Below are 17,162 nucleotides of genomic sequence, written 5' to 3'. Positions count from 1 at the left end.
CACGCCTTCCTTTTACTGTGTTCTTTAGCTTGCGCTTCCTTCGCTATTTTATATTACCGGAGGCGCTTCTTCAACGAAAATCGCCACGTCGAAAAGCCGCCGGACAATCCGGCGGCCTCATCGAGTCGCTTGTTTGTTCACACGACAACCACTCTGGGCTTGACGATGCCTTCCAGCAGCGGCTTTTCCAGGGGCAGCTTCAGGCCGTCATGGCGGGCGCAGCCGTCCAACTGGGACAGCAAAACCCGGAATGCCTCGGCCATCGCCCCTTGGGGCAGCGCGCAGAGCGCCTCATGGGCTTCATCAAGCCACTCGGCGACCTCATCAGACGGGGCCGCCAACATCCGGCAGCCGGCCAGCAGGCCCACGGCTCGTCCCAACTGTTCCAGCGCCGCCAATTGCCTCGGCGAAGCGCCGCAGAGTTCGCCGGCGATCCGGCAAGACAGGGCCGGCAGGCTGGCAAATTCCATCTCACGCATGGACATGATATGCTCATCGGTGGCGAATCCCGGTTCGACGAGCTCTTTCCGGAGGACACCGCCTTCATGGACGCGGCAGACCATCCGGGAGATCGGCGTCAAGTACTCCAGCAGTTCCCCTTCACAGAGGAGGGATAGAAACTGGGAGTAGTAAAGGTCGCCCACCAGCACGGAGAAAGGAATCGTCGCCTGCTCCAGGTGGCGAAGGCCTCTACCTTCATCGGGAATCGTCCGGTGAATATCCGTTCCTGTCTGGATAAACTGGACAGCGCTCGCCAGGCAGTTGGCCTGCAGGCTGGGCGCGCCGAACATACGCGTCGCGAGCAGCACCAGAATGGCCGGAAACATCTTGTGCACATCATAGGAACCCAATCCCATGAAGCGAAGGTGTTGTTTTGAAATTTCGGGCATACGGTCATCAAGACGGGCCCGCACCTTCGACAATTCAGGCAGGATCGACTCCCACATTCTGATTGACATACGAAAAACACCCCTTTCCGGCCGGTCAGCGATATTATAATTCTAGCACACCTGACAAAATCCTGCCCTAGTAGATGTCTGGATAATAAAAAAAACAAAATTTCACAATCAGCGAATGTTTGTAAGGAATCTGTATATGTTTTTTTGAATAACGGATTTATTTTAGTCTCGCTATGAATTTATCTCCCTCCTAGGATGCCCCACAAGGGAAGAGGCGCCTAGCGGGTTCCCTTTTATTTACTAATGATATCGCCCGTTGCTTATGCTAGACTAACAAAACGACGCTGAATACCACTATACACATAGTGAAAATACAAGCAGAAAGGGGATTCTACGATGCAACGAAAACTCCTATTTTCCTTTATATTCACCGGCGCACTCTTGCTTGCCGCGGGATTGAACCTCCCGTCCCAACGCGCTGAAGCTGCCGAAACCAACCCCAGCCTCTATACCGTACAAGCAGGCGATACCCTTTACCGGGTGGCCGTCAACCACGGTCTTTCCCTGTCGGCGCTGAAGGGCGCCAACAGCCTGTCCGGAGATGCCATCTATCCGGGTCAGGCGCTGCATCTGCCCGGGGTGTCCGGCGGTCCGAACATCTACACGGTCCAGCAGAGCGATTCTCTCTATTTGATTTCCCAAAAATACGGCGTCACTGTTGATGCCTTGAAACAAAACAACAACATGGGCTCCAGCCTGATCTCGCCGGGACGAGTGCTGGCGATCCCCCGCAGCCCGCTGGCTGACATCGTCAAGGCCAAAGGAGTCAGTCCGTCCACCCTGTCCATTTTCGTGGACAAGTCGGACCACACCCTCTCCATCATGTCCAACGGCAAAGCGCTGAAAGCCTATCACGTGGAACTGGGCGAAGGCGGCCTCGGTGACAAGCAGGTGCAGGGTGACCGCAAAACGCCGGAAGGCAACCTGTATATCACAGAAAAAATCGTCTATAGCCCTGCCGATGAGTTCCTGGGCACCCGCTGGATGCGCCTCAGCTACCCGAACATCGAAGCCGGTGAACGCGGTCTCGCCCAAGGTCTGATCGATCAGCAGACCTACAATGCCATCGTCTATGCCAACAACAACGGCCTCACACCGCCGCAGGAGACGGCGCTGGGCGGCGCTGTCGGGATTCACGGCGGCAGTTCCGTCGAGTTCGGCAAAGACTGGACCTATGGCTGTGTCGGTCTGTCCAACCGGGATGTGGAAGAGATCTACCCGCTGGTTTCCGTCGGAACAGCCGTCCACATTCAAAAATAAAGCAGCAAAAAGGATCGGCCCAACCAGGCCGGTCCTTTTTCGCTTACCCTTCTACCTTTTCCTTGATGGCGAACAGCATGGCCCGCGAGTTCTCCCGCACCTTTTTCACCAGGATCGGGTGCAGCAGCGGCGCCAGCATCGGGATGCCCAGATCGAAGTCAACGGTCAGGGTCACTTCACATCCCTCTCCCTGTTCCCGAAAACGCCACTCCCCCTCGAAGCGTTTTACATCCCCTTCGATCTGCCGGTAGATGATCCGCCCCTCATCGGGGAGGAAATCGTCCCGTTCGCGCCACCGGAAGAGACGCCCGTCGGCATCGGTCTCCCAATCGGTCACCGTATACCCTTCACCGCGCTCGACGACGCAGACAGAGCGCACATCGGACATAAAGAGGGGATAGTCCTCCATCCGGCAGGCTAATGCGTAGACGCTGCGCACCGATCCCCCGATCCACAGGCTTTCTTCTACATAGGGCATGGGACCACTCCTCTTCTCCCTGCATTCCAGCGCCAACGTCGCGGCGCTCAATTGGCCCTATCGACGCCAGGCAACATCACAGATCGTCTATGTAAGTTTCCGCCTCCTTGACCGCCTCTTCCAACACCGCAGTCACCCGTTCAAGAACCTCCCAAGGCACGTTCAGGGGCGGTTCCAGGCGGATCACCCGAGGATTGTTCAGCGTATAACCGACGATGATCCGCTCTGCCACCATCCGGCTGATGATGAGTCCTCCGGCGCCTTCCTTGGTCACCTCCACTCCGATCAACAAGCCGCGACCGCGTACGCCGTCGATCACCCGGGTATGCCGGCTCGCCAGCGCCTCCAGCCGACCGAGAAGCCAGTCGCCCTTCGCCCGCGCCTGCCCCGCCAAATCCTCTTCCAGTGTCACCTCAATCGCGGCCAAGGCAGCGGCGCACGCCAAGGGGTTACCACCGAAGGTGCTCGTGTGCAACCAGGGATGATCCGACAGCGCCGCCCAGACGGCAGGGCGGCCGACCGTCGCGCCGATGGGCATGACGCCGCCGCCGAGCGCCTTGGCCAGGCAGAGCAGGTCTGGCACGACGCCCTCCTCCTCACAGGCAAAGAGCCTCCCTGTCCGCCCCAGACCGGTCTGCACCTCATCGACGATCAGGAGCGCTCCCGCCTGGAGGCAAAGGGCTGACGCCTCGCTGAGGTACCCCGGCGGGGGCGTCACTACGCCGCCTTCGCCTTGCACCGGTTCGACGATAAAGGCGGCCACATCGCTCTCCTTCGCCAACGCCTTTTCGAGAGCCGAGATGTCGCCGAAAGGCACATGGGTCACCGGGAACAGCAAGGGATGAAAGGGCGCCCGGAACGGTTCCCGGCCGGAGACGCTTAAAGCGCCGAAAGTCTTGCCATGAAAGCTGTTCAGCGTCGATATAAACCTTCTTTTCCCTGTGGCGAGTCGGGCGATCTTCAGGGCCGCCTCCACCGCTTCGGCGCCGGAATTACCGAAAAAACAACACTGCAGATCGCCGGGTGTGATGCGCGCCAGGGTTTCGGCCAGGCGGGCCGTCGGCTCGTCCAATAAAAACCGCGCCGTTTGTGCCATCCGGTTCAACTGATCCAGCGCAGCGGCGATCACGCGAGGATGGCGGTGCCCTAGGCTGAGAACGCCGAAATTTCCAAGAAAATCGACATACTCCCTCCCCGCTTCGTCATAGACGAAGCTCCCTTCGGCCCGCACAGCGGCGGCGCTCATCCCCATCAGGCGAAACAGCCGCGCCGCAGCCGGATTGACATACTGTTCATAGGACTCCATGACAGTGGTCACCGCAAGACCTCCCTCCACCTGCATATGACATGTCCATATCGATTCGAACCGGGCGTCATCCCATGGCATCGAATCCGATCAGGACGACGCCCAAGACGATCAGGGCAGCGCCGGCCAGCTTCATCATCGTCAACGTTTCCCCCAGAAAAAAAGACCCGGCAAAAACGCTGATAAAGGGAGACGACGCCAGGACGATGGCCGTCTGGCCGATATCCCCCCTTTTGATCGCCGCATAATAGGCCAAGTCACCGGCGAAGGTCGCGAAAAAGGCTTCCAATCCAAGAAAAAACCAACTCTTCGTGCTGATCTCACTGATGCGAGCGATGTTTCCGCTGATCAACACCCATAAGCCGACAAGCAGTATCGTGATCAGCGTGCGGGCAGCCAACCCGTCGATAGTGGGGATCCCTCTCAGTCCCACTTTCCCGAAGATTGGCGCCAGCCCCCAACAGACGGAGCCAAAAAAGGCGAGCCAAAAGGCATACAACCGTCATCCCTCCGGCTAAGTTTTTGACTTCCGTTCGATTACTCTTGGCATCGGTTTGTAATAGTCCACACCGAGATTTTTTGTCATGATTTTCGAATCGCTCTGTTCAATCGTCAGCCAAGACTTTACTTGTAATCCCTCAGCGCCATCGACGAGCACCTTTTCTTCGCCTTCGTTCAGACCGGTGTTGGCGCGGTAGAGCGTCGGCGCTTTCTGACGGTTTAGAATCTTATGATGCCAAATCACTTTTGGAGGGGCAACGCTTCCGTAAAAGGCGACGTAAAGTGTATTTTCATCCATATTGGCATTCGCCCAGATCACCACCGGGCTCTTGGTGTCGTTTTTGACCTTAATGTCTTGGGCGCCGTAAAAAACAGCCGCATCTTGTCCCGGCGGCACATAGGGGACTTGCATCAGATGGGGATGCCGCTCGACGATTTTCAGATTCGCCAGGACAGCCGCGTTGTACAGGGTGGTGGCAACTTTGCAGACACCTCCGCCAATGGTTGTCACAACCTTCGAACCCACATATGAGGGACCTTCCTGATAACCGCGCTGTTTGGTGTAAGGACCGATCGTATTGTTCATGGAAAACACCTGATTCGGTTCGATGATTGTGCCGGCCAAGAGGTCAGCCGCATAAGCGGCGTTAAACTCTTCGCCGGGCAGCGGGTCTGGCAGTCTTGTTTGAAAAGCGCCCATGCGGATGGTGGCATTCTGTTTTGCGCAAACCTCCAAAAAACGTGGGTCCTGTTCCCAGTGAAGGGGGCCCTTTACTGGTCGACCGTAGGGGTGCTCCTGAACTGCTTCTTCTGGTTGCGAATGGGTATTCTCTTGAGATACATCTTCCGGTGATGGTTGGACCTGGGGCGGATGATCGGCTTTTGAGTCTGAATGTCCGAGAGGCAACCCGCTCAACAAGCCTTGGGCGAATAAAAACGGGTATGCCCCTAAAAAAAGTCCGGCAATCAATCCAGCGATGAGAAAGCGCATCTTTTTTCGCGCCAGGGATCCAAAGGCGTAGATTACTCTCACGATTTCTCACCTACCCTCGCATGAGTCGAAGCAAATAATCAGCCAATCCCTTCCCCATGCCGACCTTCCTTGAAATGTATGCGAAGTCCGGCGTGGATTAGTCTTGGAATTAATGGAATGACAAAACGACCCGGACCAGCCGCAAACGGCTTTTCCGGGTCGTTCTCGAGGGAGGTTGATTGAGCAGTTTCGGCGCAAGGAACGCTTACTGCATTTGCATCTGCATGCCCATGCCTTGCGGCGACTGGTAGGAGTGGATGAAGGTATTCGTCGTCTTATCCGCCAACGTCGGCACCTGATACATGCCGCGCTGATTCATAAACTGGAAGAGCTCATAGGCCTTATTGATGCAGGACTGAGCGCCGCTGACCATCATCGCCCGCAGCGTCGGATCGGCGCATTCGAGGGCCGCCTGGGTGTGCAAGACGGCCGACCACTTGGCGCTTCCCAACATCCCCGAAGCCACATCGCGGTCATCCATCTGGTTCACCGAGGTGTTGGGCTCCTGCGGTTGGGGATTGCGCAACCCGTAAGCAGGGCTCGAAGTGCGCGGTATCCGGTACGGAACGGCGCTGCTCTGTCCTTTATGGTGCAGGTAGTTGACCGTATTCTGGTAACAGGTGCGCATGAACTGGATCTGGTTATCCAAAATCCGGGCCAGTTGCGAATCCTTCACATGGGAGCGGTAGAGTTCGAACTTGTTGAGCCCGTCGATCGTGTCTTGCAGGACCTCATGAACCATCAACACCTCATGAGCGCCGAACTGCTGCTGCCCGCCGGCCGCGTTCATGCCCATGCCGGTCGTGGCGCCCGATGCCATGGCGCGGCCCATGCCGGCGATCCCGCCGCCCAGGTTGGTTCCAAAGGCGTTCACCGGCGAGGCGTATACCTGTTGTCCCTGTTGTAGCATGCTTTCCAGTCCCTCCTTGATGAATGTCCGGCTTTATACTTTCCCGGGACACAGGAACACATGCAAAAGGAGCTATGGTATTAGCTGGAACCGATGGCCTGTCGCGCGAAAAAGCTGCCCAGCACTCTTCCCAAAAACGAAAAAAAGCCTTTCCCAGTTATTGCGACCGGGAAAGGCTTTTGTATGCCCATCGAAAGGCTGCGCTTCTACACAGAAATCACTCAACCGGCTTTGAATCCCTCGTCATTGGCCGCCACATCGCCTTCCAGTTCAAAGGTCTTGTGAATAGCCTGGACGGCCCGTTTGGCGTCACAGGCGCTGACGACACAGGAAACTTTGATCTCCGATGTGGCGATCATGTCGATGTTGATCCCCTCGTCGGCGAGCGATTCAAACATCATGGCCACCACGCCAGGGCGGCTGACCATGCCGGCGCCGACGATGGACACCTTGGCCAGATTGGCGTCAAAGGTCAGGCCGCCGGCGCCGACGGCCTCGTTGACCGCCTTGACAACCTCAACGGCCGTTTCCAGTTCATCCTTCCCGACAGTGAAGGCGATGTCGTTCATGTCATCGCGCATGGCGCTCTGGATGATCATATCGACGTTTACCCGCCGTTCTGCCAGGGATTTGAAGAGCATGCTGGCGACTCCCGGCTTGTCGGGCACATCAAAGAGTCCGATTTTTGCCACATTCAGGTCATAGGCGACGCCTCTGACCATCATATCTTTTTCCATCATGTCAACGACCTACTGCACCATGGTTCCGGGATTGTGATTGAAACTGGACCGCACATGAATGGGAACATTGTATTCCTTGCCCACTTCCACTGAGCGGGGGTGCAATACCTGAGCGCCCAGGCTGGCCAGTTCGAGCATCTCATCATAGGTGATCTGATGGAGTTTGCGGGCCTTCGGCACAACGCGCGGGTCTGTCGTATAGACGCCGTCCACATCGGTGAAGATCTCGCAGACATCCGCTTTCAGGGCTGCCGCAACCGCCACGGCGGTCGTATCGGAGCCGCCGCGACCCAGTGTGGTGATCTCACCGGTCTCCGTGGCGCCCTGAAAACCGGCGACGATGACGATATTGCCGGCGTCCAGTTCCTGGCGAAGCCGCTCGGGATTGACATCGAGGATTTTCGCCTTGCCGTGGACATGTTCCGTCAGGATGCCCACCTGCGGTCCCGTCAGAGATAGAACGGGTTGGCCCAACTTATCGATGGCCATCGCCAAGAGGGCGATGGACACCTGTTCCCCCGTAGCCAGGAGCATGTCCATTTCGCGCGCCTTCGGCTTGTCCGTGATCTGTTTGGCGAGATCGATCAGGTCGTCGGTGCTGTCCCCCATGGCGGACACGATCACAACAACCTGGTTGCCTGCCGCTTTCGTCTCCACGACCCGGCGGGCGACCCGCATGATCCGTTCGGGATTGGCGACAGAGGAACCCCCGAACTTTTGTACAACGATGGCCAACTCGGTTCACTTCCTTACTCAGTCCAAAGATCGATAATCGTACATAAAGGGCATAATGGGCACTGGAAAAAATAAAATGGACAGGAAAAATGCAATGAACAAAAAGAGTAGAGAACAACCAAACAGAACCCGGCAACCCATTTACTCGGACGATTGGTATATACTATCCAGCCGCCCTCTGGAATGGGTCTCTTTTTTTGTCATACCTAGTCGAACCACGTTGTAGATTATATCACCTTTGCGCCGACGGCGCAGGGTTTTAATTCTTTTGTCATACAGGCGACGCCATGACGGGCGAAGGTTTCTTCCATCGCCTTGGCAACTTCGACGGTGTTTTCCCGGGCAAAGGCGATCAGCGTCGGGCCGGCGCCGCTCAGCACCGCCGCCAGCGCGCCCGCCTCCCGGGCTGCGGCGAAGACATCGCCCATGCCGGGGATCAGCGTCTCCCGGTAGGGTTGGTGCAGGCGGTCCTCCATCACCTTCCCCAGCAAGTCCCAGTCGTTGTGGATAAAGGCCATGATGACCATGCTGGTCCGCGACACGTTAAAAACGGCGTCTTTGAAGGGCACCTGGGCCGGCAGGGCGTTGCGGGCCTTCTTGGTGGCCAGGGGAAAATCGGGGATGGCGACGATGGCGCGCATCCCATAGGGCGGCGGGATTTTGCGGCTGACCACTTCCGACCGGTCGCCCTCGGCGATCATGGCCGAAACAACGACACCGCCGAAAAGCGCCGGCGCCACATTGTCGGGGTGGCCTTCAAAGCCGGTGACGATCTCCAGGATCTCCTGATCGCTGAGTTGATTGCCGCAGAGTTCGTTGGCCGCCACGGCGCCGCCGACTAACGCCGCCGCCGAGGAGCCGAGGCCACGGGCCACGGGGATCTCGTTGATCAGTTTGAGCTTCAGGCCAGCAGGCGTTCGCCCGGACAGGCTGTAGACTTGCCGGGCCACGCGCAAGACGATGTTCGTCTCGTTTCTGGGGATGGTGGCAGCGCCTTCCCCTTCCACGTCGACGACAAACCCCTCGCCCGTTTCTGTCAATTCCACATGGTTGTAGAGATCGAGGGCCATACCCAGGGAGTCAAAACCGGGCCCCAGATTAGCCGTCGTCGCCGGAACGATCACACGCACCGTGGGAGAGGCGGCTTGGCGCATCGTTAAAAAACCTCCCGCAGAACAGCCTCTTCTGTGGCCGGCACCATGATCGGGCCGCCGGACACCGTTTTGATCGCATTGTCAGGGTCTTTCAGGCCATGACCGGTGAGGACGCAGACGATCTTCGCCCCTTCCGGCAGGATGCCGGCCTTGCGTTTTTTGATCACACCGGCCAGGGAAGCCGCTGACGCCGGTTCGCAGAAGATGCCTTCTTGAGATGCGAGCATGCCATAGGCTTCGAGAATCTCTTCGTCAGTCACATAATCGATGAAGCCGCCGGAGTCGCGGGCGGCCGCCACGGCGCCCTGCCAGGAGGCGGGGTTGCCGATGCGGATGGCCGTCGCCACCGTCTCCGGTTTTTCAATCACGCGGTCGAAGACGATGGCGGCGGCGCCTTCCGCTTCAAAGCCGATCATCTTGGGTGTCTTATCCACCTGGCCGGCCTGTTTCCACTCGACAAAGCCCTTCCAGTAGGCCGTGATGTTGCCGGCGTTGCCGACGGGGATGGCCAGGTAATCGGGCGCGTCGCCCAGTTGCTGGCAGACCTCGAAGGCCGCCGTCTTCTGCCCTTCAATCCGGTAGGGGTTGACCGAGTTGACCAGGGTGATGGGGTGTTTGGCGCAGATGTCGCGAACGATCTTCAGGGCTTCATCGAAGTTGCCCTCGATGGCGATGACCTTGGCGCCGTAGATCAGCGCCTGGGCCAGCTTGCCGAGGGCGATCTTGCCTTCCGGAATGAGGACGATGCACTTGATGCCGCAGCGGGCGGCATAGGCGGCGGCGGCGGCCGAGGTGTTGCCCGTGGAGGCGCACATGATCGCCTGGGCGCCCTCTTCCACGGCCTTGGCGACGGCCATCACCATGCCCCGGTCTTTGAAGGAGCCCGTCGGGTTGAGGCCCTCATATTTGAAGTAGAGTTCCGCGCCGATCTGTTTCGACAGCCGCGGCGCCGGAATGAGGGGCGTGTTGCCCTCACAGAGGGACACCATGGGCGTCTTGTCGGTCACCGGCAAATATTCTTTAAATGTAGGGATGATGCCCTGCCTAATCATTGGTTCTTTCTCCTCTCGCTTCTTCAACCGCGCTCCACGCGGATGACACTGCCGACGCGCTCGACAATCGGCATTTCCGACAGCGTTTGCAGCGCTTTTTTCAGGTTGTCTTCGCGGACAGGATGGGTGACCAGCACGATCTCGGCGTTGTCGCCCATCGTCTCCTGCTGGATCAGCGTCTGGATGCTGACGCCCTGGTCGCCAAAGACGCCGGCGATGGAGGCAAGTACGCCGGGCTTCTCGGTCACCACCAGGCGCAGGAAGTATTTGCACTCGATCTCGCCGATCGTGCGGACCGGCTTTTGGTGGTAGCAGGTGCAAGAGATGCGGCCCGTGTGGCCGTTGATGATGTTGCGGGCCACATCGATGATATCGCCGACGACGGCGCTGCCGGTCGGCATGTCACCGGCGCCGCGGCCGTAGAACATGGTCTCGCCGACGGCGTCACCTTTGACAAAGATGGCGTTGAAAGCGTCGTTAACGGCGGCCAGGGGGTGGCAGTCAGGGATCATGGCCGGATGGACGCGAGCCTCCACCTTGCCTTCCACCTCTTTGGCAATGCCGAGCAGTTTGATCGTGTAGCCCATCTGGCGGGCGTATTGGATGTCGCGGGCCGTCACCTTGGTGATCCCTTCGACATAGACGTCATTCAGGGTGATCCGGGAGTTGAAGGCGATCGAGGCCAGGATGGCCAGCTTGCGGGCGGCGTCGAGACCCTCCACATCAGCCGTCGGATCGGCCTCGGCATAGCCCAGCGCCTGGGCTTCCTTCAGCACCTCGCCGAAATCGCTGCCTTCCTGGGTCATCTTCGTCAGGATGAAGTTGGTCGTGCCGTTGATGATGCCTTTCAGTTCCTCAATGCGGTTGGCGGCCAGGCAGACCTTGAGGGGACGGATGATGGGGATGCCGCCGGCGACGGAGGCTTCGAACTCCAGATCCAGTTCCTTCGCTTCCGCCAGTGCAAAGAGTTCCCGGCCATGGACGGCCATCAGGTCCTTGTTGGCGGTGACCACATTTTTGCCCGCTTTCAGGGCCGATCGGATATAATCAAGGGCGGGATGAATGCCCCCCATGAGTTCGACAACGATGGAGATCTCAGGGTCTTCCAGGATATCGGCGGGGTTGTCGGTCAACAGGGCCGGATCGATGACCACCGGCCGCGGTTTCTGCAGGTTGCGGACGAGCACTTTTTTGACCTGCACAGGCCGGCCCAAACGCTGGGCGATGTCCTCGACCCGGTTTTGCAGGATGCGCAGGGCGCCGCCGCCGACCGTTCCCAGCCCGAGCAAACCGACCATGATAGGTTGTTTCATTCGATGCACCTCACTTATTCTTCCGCTATTCCTCTTCGCTGCCCACCAACTGGGCGCTCCGAACGCCGGTCAACTGCCTCAGTTCGGCCAGGAGCCGCGGCAGGTCGACAGACATCCGGCTTCTATCCAACACAAAAGCCACAGGCGCAAGGCCTTTTTCCGGAACGGACTGGTTGATCGTCAGGATATTGCCCTCCATCGCCGCCACCGTGTTGAGCACCCGCGAGAGGATGCCGGGGTGGTGTTCGAGCATCAGGCTGACCGATACGATGTTGGAACGTCCGGTTTCCCGAAAAGGCAGAACGCCGTCCTTATATTTATAGTAGGCGCTCCGGCTGAGACCCACCTTTTCGACCGCTTCACTCACCTTGGTCACCTCGCCTTTGGCCAACATCTCGTTGACCAAAGCCGTCTTCAGGATCGCTTCTGGAAGGATGTCGCCGTCGACCAGGTAGAAACGCTTTCCCCCATCGTTCACTGATTTCACCTCTGTCCATCTGGGGAGGAATGTTTCTCTGTATGGTAGACATTATATCGGTTTTGTCTGCACTTCGGCAACCCCAAGATAAGAATTCATAAAATTTCCCCTCGATGTGAAAAAGCGTGGCCGCTCATGAAGAGGCCACGCTTTCCTTATTATTCTCACCTTCTGGTTTACAACGTTATTTTTTTCGTCGTCTCTCCGGCTACACGGCTGGCTTCGGCCATTGGACCGCTGGCGCGCCGTTTTCCTTCAGGATCAGATCGGCTGCCAGCTTGCCGCAGGTCATGACGACAGGCACCCCGCCGCCAGGATGGACGCTGGCGCCGACAAAGTAGAGGTTCTCCACATCGTCAGAGGAGATGTGGGGACGGAAGTAACCCGACTGGAGCAGCGTCGGCGCCAAACCGAAGGCCGCCCCCTGGAAGAGGTTGAAGCGCTGCTTGAAGGTGTGGGGCGTATAGATCTTTTCGAACTCGATGTGCTGGCGCAGATCGGGCAGGTCGGCTCGCTCCAGCTTGGCGATCACCTTTTCGCGGAATCGGGGCAATTCCGTCTCCCAGTCGATGCCGCTCGACAGGTTGGGCACAGGAACGAGCACATAGATGAGTTCTTTATCCTGGGGCGCAACAGACGGATCGATCCGCGTCGGCGAATACAGGTAAATGGCCGGATCATCGGGCAAGGCATCCTGCTCAAAGATCTGGTCCAACGTCTCTTTGTAGTCGCGGGTGAAGTAGATGTTATGGACATCCAGGTTCTCATACCGGCGATTGACGCCGAGATAGAGCATGAGGGCGCCGCAGGAGTTGGTCATGCTCTCCAGCTTCTGGGGCGTGTATTTGCCCCGGTGTTCCGGCGCGATCAGCGTCTCCATCGAGGTGGGGAAGTCGACGTTGGAGATGACCACATCGGCGCGCAGCTCTTCGCCGTTGGCCAGGCGCACGCCGCGCGCCCGCCCGCCCTCGATGACGATGGACTGGACATCCGCATTCAGGCGCAGTTTGCCGCCAAACTCGCCCAACAGACGGACAAGGGCTTTGCCGATGGCGTTCATGCCGCCCTTGGGGTACCAGACGCCGCTCACGCCATGCTCCACGTAGGCGATGATCGTATAGATGGAAGGGGCGTCAAAGGGCGAGATCCCCAGGTAGATGGACTGGAAGGTGAGGGCGATGCGCAAGCGCTCGTCTTTAATGAAGCGACTGATATCAGAGTACATGTTGTTCAGCGTCTTCAACTGGACCATGCCGGTCAGCGTGTCCAGGGTCAAGAACTCTTCCAGCTTGTTCAAGGGCTTTTCGATGAACTTTTTGCGCGCCGCCATGTACCGGCTGTGGATCTGGGAGAGGAACTGCAGATACCCATCCACATCATCGGGGTTGATGCGGCGGATCTCGTCAAGGAGTGCCTTCATGTCACTGGGCAGCGCCATGACGGTGCCGTCCTGGTAGTTGAGCCGGTACAGGGGGTTGAGGCGGACCAACTCCAGGTAATCGTCGATATTCCGGCCCACTTCGGCGAAAAAGTCGCGAAAGACATCATCCATCATCATGATCGTCGGACCAATGTCAAAGGTGTATCCCGCTTCCTCAATGGCGCCCAGTCGACCGCCCGGAGCGGCTTCCTTTTCCAGCACCGTCACATCCCAACCCTGGTGGGCCAAGCGGACAGCAGCGCTTAAACCGCCGGCGCCGGCGCCGACGACGATCGCTTTTTTGTTATTCGTCATATGTATCACTCCAAAAAATTTCAGTAATCATTCCTAATAAATAAAGTTATCAGATTTTTAAGGTTTGTGCAATACCCAAAGCTAGGAAAAACGTCCTAACTTATCGGTCTATCTTCTACGGGAACGGGAATCGCGCTGTTCGTCCGAAAGGACTGATCCTGCCGGTGTGAAACTACTTTCTTTTTCTCCTTCGCCCGAGCCAGGCGGCGAAAAAGACAGCCGAGGCCATGACCGCCAGCGCAAAAACGGCCAACAGTTGGGTTGGATGGTACCAAGCGCGGATCTCAAAAAATCGGATCGGATGCCGGAGCGCCGTGACGACGCTTGTTTCCTCGGCCGGTCCCAGGTGAAGGACATACTTTCCCCGCTCCCCGGACTTGTCAAAAACAGCGATATAGTAATCGGCGGCGGCAGGCAGGCGGAATTGGAAGGCCTGTGTCAGCCGAAAGGGCGCGCCCGACATGGCGTCGACCAACTCCCGCTCTCGCGCCGCCGGCTCGATGACATGGGCGCCGAGTCCGTTGGGGACGGTGAAATAGGTTCCGTCACGATCACCCATCGGCAATCCTGGTCCGATGACGGCGATGGATGGGCGAAACTGCTCCAACCCATCCAGGCGCGGAACGGCCAGTTCGAGGCGCAGTTCTTCTCCGCTCTGCCCATGAACGGTAAAGTAATCCGTCTGCCCGGCGTGAAAGAGCCTCCCATAGATGCGGATGCTCTGATCCAGGGCCAGCACCGGCCCGTCGGGCCGGATCGACGTGAACCGGTGTGCGGGAAAAAGGGCTTCAAAGGCCTGTGCCGGCGAAACGAAGAGGAAGGAAGGCGCGATCAGAAAGACCATCAACCAGAGGTGCCCCGCCGTTCGGAGCAGCGCTCTCCCCAGGGACCGCGGCGTTTTCTGCATCTTCTCCCTCCCCTCAGTGCGGTTCTATTGTTGCTTTTTCACTCAGACTGCCTTTTTGTCAGTAAGGGAAAACCTTTTTTCGCCCTCGATGGACCCGCAAAGACATAATCTTTGCTATACTTTTGCTATACTTCTAGGCTGACGTCGAAAAGACGAATGCCATCATCGAGGGGACAATTATATGTTAGACCGTATGTTTAACCGCAGGACCTTCCTGGGTCTTGCCGGGGCCTGCGGCATCGGCTTGGCGGCTTACGGGCTGCGCCGGCGTCTGTCCGTTGCGCCGGCGGTCGCCCAGAGTATCGTCCCGGAAGACCCCATGGCAGAACCGCTTCCGATCAACCAGCCAGGCCGCTGGGTCGATCTCTCGGGGTTCCGGCTGAGCCGGCGGAAGTTTCCCTATCCGTACCGGGCCGCTGTGGCGATCACCTCAGACATTGACGGCTCCACCCTGGACGAATTCGGCGCCATTCACGAATACCTCAACACCCAAACGATGACGGCCATGGGCCAAGGGTTGGGTTTGGATATCAGCGATTCCTTCTGGATGTACAACGCCACAGATGTGGTGGCCAAGGTGCATCCTGACGGACGCGACATGACCTGCCAGATGACCTATCGGAAGGGGACAAGCCAACAGCCTTACTGCGCGGACGCCATCAGCCATTACCTGCGTTGCGGCTGGATCGATTCGATCCACTCCTACGGCGATTTCACCCGCACAAACCCGGCCGATGTGCGTTTCGCTCGCTCTTTGGCCGAAGCGGCTGTGAAGGAATGGCAGCGAACAGGAATGGACAAGCGCTTCGAAGTCTGGATCGATCACGGCAACAACGCCAATGTGCAAAACTTCGGCGGCGCCGATCGCGACGATCTCCACTACCAGGCCGGCGACGACCCCGCCTCTCCCTATTACCACACCGACCTGCTGCCCAACATCCGCTTCGTCTGGGGCTCGACGCGCGGTTCCTTCGAGTCCCGTCTCAGCCGCCCCAGCCTGATCTACCGGCGCACCCTGCGGGACGGACGACGCATGTGGGGATTCTACCGGTATACGAATAAGGGTTTGGACGGGCAAAACAGTCCTCGCTGGATCTGGAGCCCACACCTGCTCAAGGAACAGTTAAACACCGAGAACTTCCGTCAACTGAAGGAAAGCGGCGGCTACGCCGCCTTTGCCCAGCACCTCGGGGGACCGTCCAACCTGAATCCGCCCTTTCGTCCCCTCGAATACGAACCGCTTCAGTTACTCGCTCGCGAGCAGGAACAAGGCGAGATCCTGGTCGCCCGCACCTCGCGGCTGCTGCGCTACAACCTGGCCGACCTCTTTGTGCGCTGGACGGCTGTTCGGGATGACGTCAGCGGCGCCGTAACCATCGACATATCGGCCATCGACGATCCCCACCTTGGGAGTTACACTCCTGAGATCAATGACATCCGCGGCATCACCTTTTCTTGCAGCGACCCTTTTCAAGCGACCATCGCCCTCAAAGGCAAACCGCTCGATCCGGCATGGATCGTCCGTCACCGGCCCGATGGGACAGGCTTCGGCGCCATCGGCATCGCCTGGCATCAGGCTGATCAAAGAAATTACCGCGTCAATGACCGGCCGCGCTGACTTTTTCTGGGCCTGACTTTTTTCTAACCTTTTCCTATCCCCCTTCATAGTATGGTAGCGAAATGGAGACTACGGATTTTGCCGCCGACTTGTGAGGGGGATTCTGTTTCATGTCTGATCGCACATATTCCTGTGGCCCCGAAGACACGATGGGCCTGTCGCCGGCGCGACGGCAACCCGACTGCCGGTACGCCTGCCCGCAGGAGCCCTATCTGCTGCAGGCCATGCATCGTCACGTCTGCCGGATGGTGCAGGATCGCTGCGCCGAAATGTATTCCCGCCTTTACCACGATATGCGGGGTACGGTCTCGGACATGATGGGGACAATCGATCCGCGTGAATATTGGCAGGGAACCTATCCTGGCTGCGGAACGACCTCCCCGGCGTCGATGCAACCGGTTCCGCAACCCTGGTACCCCATGCCGGTCATGCCTGGGATGCTGCTGACGCCGGGAGCGCCGGAGATCCCCGGCGCTCTCGGAAACCCGATGCCGGCCGATCTCTCCCCGGTGGAGCAACCGGCCCGTTGGATGCCAGAGGTTGGTCCGGCCCCATCTCCCACACCGACTCGCCCCCCCAGCAGCCGGTCACTCCCGCGCCCCAGCCGGCGTCCCACGCTGATCATCCCGATGAGCGCCGAAGAAAAGCCCTCCCCTACCTCGTCAATCAAGGTGACCTTTGGTCCCGATGCGGCGCTTACCGCCGCGCCTGCACCCGATGATGCGATTGCCGACCTGCCCGTCTTCGCGGCGGATGACGAGAGTGACGCCGCCGCAGAAGAGGCCATGATGACCATGAGCGACAGGGAAGAGACGGTGGAGGGTGTCATCGAAGAGGACAGCGGCAACGAAGAACCGGTCAATCGAGAGAAAAAAGAAGAGTGAGTTATAACGCCACAAGCCCTCCGGCTCAGCTGTCGGAGGGCTTGTTTTTATTGTATATTTATGGTTTAATTTAATAATGACTTTATATGTAAGGGAAGG

15 protein-coding genes and 1 pseudogene are annotated in these 17,162 nt (G+C 58.4%); 3 read left to right on the top strand and 13 right to left on the bottom strand.

Going from position 1 to position 17,162, the window contains the following annotated elements:
* Nucleotides 1-137 precede the first annotated feature (137 nt).
* Nucleotides 138-959 (bottom strand): polyprenyl synthetase family protein, encoded by an 822-nt coding sequence (locus tag GTO89_RS01625; RefSeq protein WP_161260302.1) that lies wholly within the window; start codon nt 957-959, stop codon nt 138-140.
* A 336-nt stretch (nt 960-1,295) separates the two neighbouring features.
* Here GTO89_RS01625 and GTO89_RS01620 point away from each other — a divergent pair, with 336 nt between their 5' ends.
* Complete coding sequence (locus tag GTO89_RS01620) at nt 1,296-2,219, top strand: L,D-transpeptidase (protein WP_161260301.1); 924 nt, start codon at nt 1,296-1,298, stop codon at nt 2,217-2,219.
* A gap of 43 nt (nt 2,220-2,262) precedes the next feature.
* Here the strand turns inward: GTO89_RS01620 and GTO89_RS01615 are convergent, their stop codons facing one another.
* From GTO89_RS01615 to GTO89_RS01560, 12 genes and pseudogenes are all read right to left on the bottom strand, one after another.
* Nucleotides 2,263-2,697: an aromatase/cyclase gene (locus GTO89_RS01615; protein WP_161260300.1), complete on the bottom strand. Its 435-nt coding sequence runs from the start codon at nt 2,695-2,697 to the stop codon at nt 2,263-2,265.
* Nucleotides 2,698-2,773: 76 nt separating this feature from the next.
* Nucleotides 2,774-4,015 carry an aspartate aminotransferase family protein gene (locus GTO89_RS01610; RefSeq protein WP_328793842.1) on the bottom strand — a complete coding sequence of 414 codons (1,242 nt, stop codon included), beginning with the start codon at nt 4,013-4,015 and terminating at the stop codon, nt 2,774-2,776.
* Between the two features lie 55 nt (nt 4,016-4,070).
* Nucleotides 4,071-4,502 (bottom strand): EamA family transporter, encoded by a 432-nt coding sequence (locus GTO89_RS01605; RefSeq protein ID WP_161260298.1) that lies wholly within the window; start codon nt 4,500-4,502, stop codon nt 4,071-4,073.
* A 15-nt stretch (nt 4,503-4,517) separates the two neighbouring features.
* The gene (locus GTO89_RS01600) at nt 4,518-5,495 is read right to left on the bottom strand and encodes a VanW family protein (protein WP_161260297.1); all 978 of its coding nucleotides are present in this window, start codon (nt 5,493-5,495) and stop codon (nt 4,518-4,520) included.
* A gap of 247 nt (nt 5,496-5,742) precedes the next feature.
* A complete protein-coding gene (locus GTO89_RS01595; protein ID WP_161260296.1) occupies nt 5,743-6,447 on the bottom strand; it encodes a spore coat protein in 705 nt (234 codons plus the stop codon).
* Between the two features lie 221 nt (nt 6,448-6,668).
* A pseudogene (locus GTO89_RS01590) lies at nt 6,669-7,922 on the bottom strand (aspartate kinase).
* Nucleotides 7,923-8,149: 227 nt separating this feature from the next.
* On the bottom strand, nt 8,150-9,076 hold the full coding sequence (gene thrB / locus GTO89_RS01585; protein ID WP_161260295.1) for a homoserine kinase: 927 nt from the start codon (nt 9,074-9,076) through the stop codon (nt 8,150-8,152).
* A gap of 2 nt (nt 9,077-9,078) precedes the next feature.
* Nucleotides 9,079-10,128 carry a threonine synthase gene (thrC, locus tag GTO89_RS01580; RefSeq protein WP_161260294.1) on the bottom strand — a complete coding sequence of 350 codons (1,050 nt, stop codon included), beginning with the start codon at nt 10,126-10,128 and terminating at the stop codon, nt 9,079-9,081.
* Between the two features lie 23 nt (nt 10,129-10,151).
* On the bottom strand, nt 10,152-11,441 hold the full coding sequence (locus GTO89_RS01575; protein ID WP_161260293.1) for a homoserine dehydrogenase: 1,290 nt from the start codon (nt 11,439-11,441) through the stop codon (nt 10,152-10,154).
* 25 nt (nt 11,442-11,466) lie between these two features.
* Nucleotides 11,467-11,919 carry an ACT domain-containing protein gene (locus GTO89_RS01570; RefSeq protein ID WP_161260402.1) on the bottom strand — a complete coding sequence of 151 codons (453 nt, stop codon included), beginning with the start codon at nt 11,917-11,919 and terminating at the stop codon, nt 11,467-11,469.
* A gap of 208 nt (nt 11,920-12,127) precedes the next feature.
* The gene (locus tag GTO89_RS01565; protein WP_161260292.1) at nt 12,128-13,654 is read right to left on the bottom strand and encodes a phytoene desaturase family protein; all 1,527 of its coding nucleotides are present in this window, start codon (nt 13,652-13,654) and stop codon (nt 12,128-12,130) included.
* A gap of 172 nt (nt 13,655-13,826) precedes the next feature.
* Nucleotides 13,827-14,561, bottom strand: coding sequence for a hypothetical protein (locus tag GTO89_RS01560; protein ID WP_161260291.1), 735 nt, complete (start codon nt 14,559-14,561; stop codon nt 13,827-13,829).
* Nucleotides 14,562-14,742: 181 nt separating this feature from the next.
* Here GTO89_RS01560 and GTO89_RS01555 point away from each other — a divergent pair, with 181 nt between their 5' ends.
* Both GTO89_RS01555 and GTO89_RS01550 read left to right on the top strand, forming a co-directional pair.
* Nucleotides 14,743-16,179, top strand: a complete 1,437-nt coding sequence (locus GTO89_RS01555; protein ID WP_161260290.1) for a hypothetical protein — start codon at nt 14,743-14,745, stop codon at nt 16,177-16,179.
* A 110-nt stretch (nt 16,180-16,289) separates the two neighbouring features.
* The gene (locus GTO89_RS01550) at nt 16,290-17,063 is read left to right on the top strand and encodes a hypothetical protein (RefSeq protein ID WP_161260289.1); all 774 of its coding nucleotides are present in this window, start codon (nt 16,290-16,292) and stop codon (nt 17,061-17,063) included.
* Nucleotides 17,064-17,162: the final 99 nt, after the last annotated feature.

The organism is Heliomicrobium gestii (genome assembly GCF_009877435.1).
In the GTDB taxonomy this organism is placed as follows: Bacteria; Bacillota; Desulfitobacteriia; order Heliobacteriales; family Heliobacteriaceae; genus Heliomicrobium; species Heliomicrobium gestii.
Note: the sequence above shows the minus strand (reverse complement) of the source record. Positions and strands in the feature narration are given on the sequence as shown.

Excerpts from the sequence above, each read along its gene's own strand:
- GTO89_RS01625 (WP_161260302.1), bottom strand. The coding sequence starts at position 959 with ATGTCAATCAGAATGTGGGAGTCGATCCTGCCTGAATTGTCGAAGGTG.
- GTO89_RS01620 (WP_161260301.1), top strand. The coding sequence starts at position 1,296 with ATGCAACGAAAACTCCTATTTTCCTTTATATTCACCGGCGCACTCTTG.
- GTO89_RS01615 (WP_161260300.1), bottom strand. The coding sequence starts at position 2,697 with ATGCCCTATGTAGAAGAAAGCCTGTGGATCGGGGGATCGGTGCGCAGC.
- GTO89_RS01600 (WP_161260297.1), bottom strand. The coding sequence starts at position 5,495 with ATGCGCTTTCTCATCGCTGGATTGATTGCCGGACTTTTTTTAGGGGCA.
- GTO89_RS01595 (WP_161260296.1), bottom strand. The coding sequence starts at position 6,447 with ATGCTACAACAGGGACAACAGGTATACGCCTCGCCGGTGAACGCCTTT.
- thrB (WP_161260295.1), bottom strand. The coding sequence starts at position 9,076 with ATGCGCCAAGCCGCCTCTCCCACGGTGCGTGTGATCGTTCCGGCGACG.
- thrC (WP_161260294.1), bottom strand. The coding sequence starts at position 10,128 with ATGATTAGGCAGGGCATCATCCCTACATTTAAAGAATATTTGCCGGTG.
- GTO89_RS01575 (WP_161260293.1), bottom strand. The coding sequence starts at position 11,441 with ATGAAACAACCTATCATGGTCGGTTTGCTCGGGCTGGGAACGGTCGGC.
- GTO89_RS01565 (WP_161260292.1), bottom strand. The coding sequence starts at position 13,654 with ATGACGAATAACAAAAAAGCGATCGTCGTCGGCGCCGGCGCCGGCGGT.
- GTO89_RS01560 (WP_161260291.1), bottom strand. The coding sequence starts at position 14,561 with ATGCAGAAAACGCCGCGGTCCCTGGGGAGAGCGCTGCTCCGAACGGCG.
- GTO89_RS01555 (WP_161260290.1), top strand. The coding sequence starts at position 14,743 with ATGTTAGACCGTATGTTTAACCGCAGGACCTTCCTGGGTCTTGCCGGG.
- GTO89_RS01550 (WP_161260289.1), top strand. The coding sequence starts at position 16,290 with ATGTCTGATCGCACATATTCCTGTGGCCCCGAAGACACGATGGGCCTG.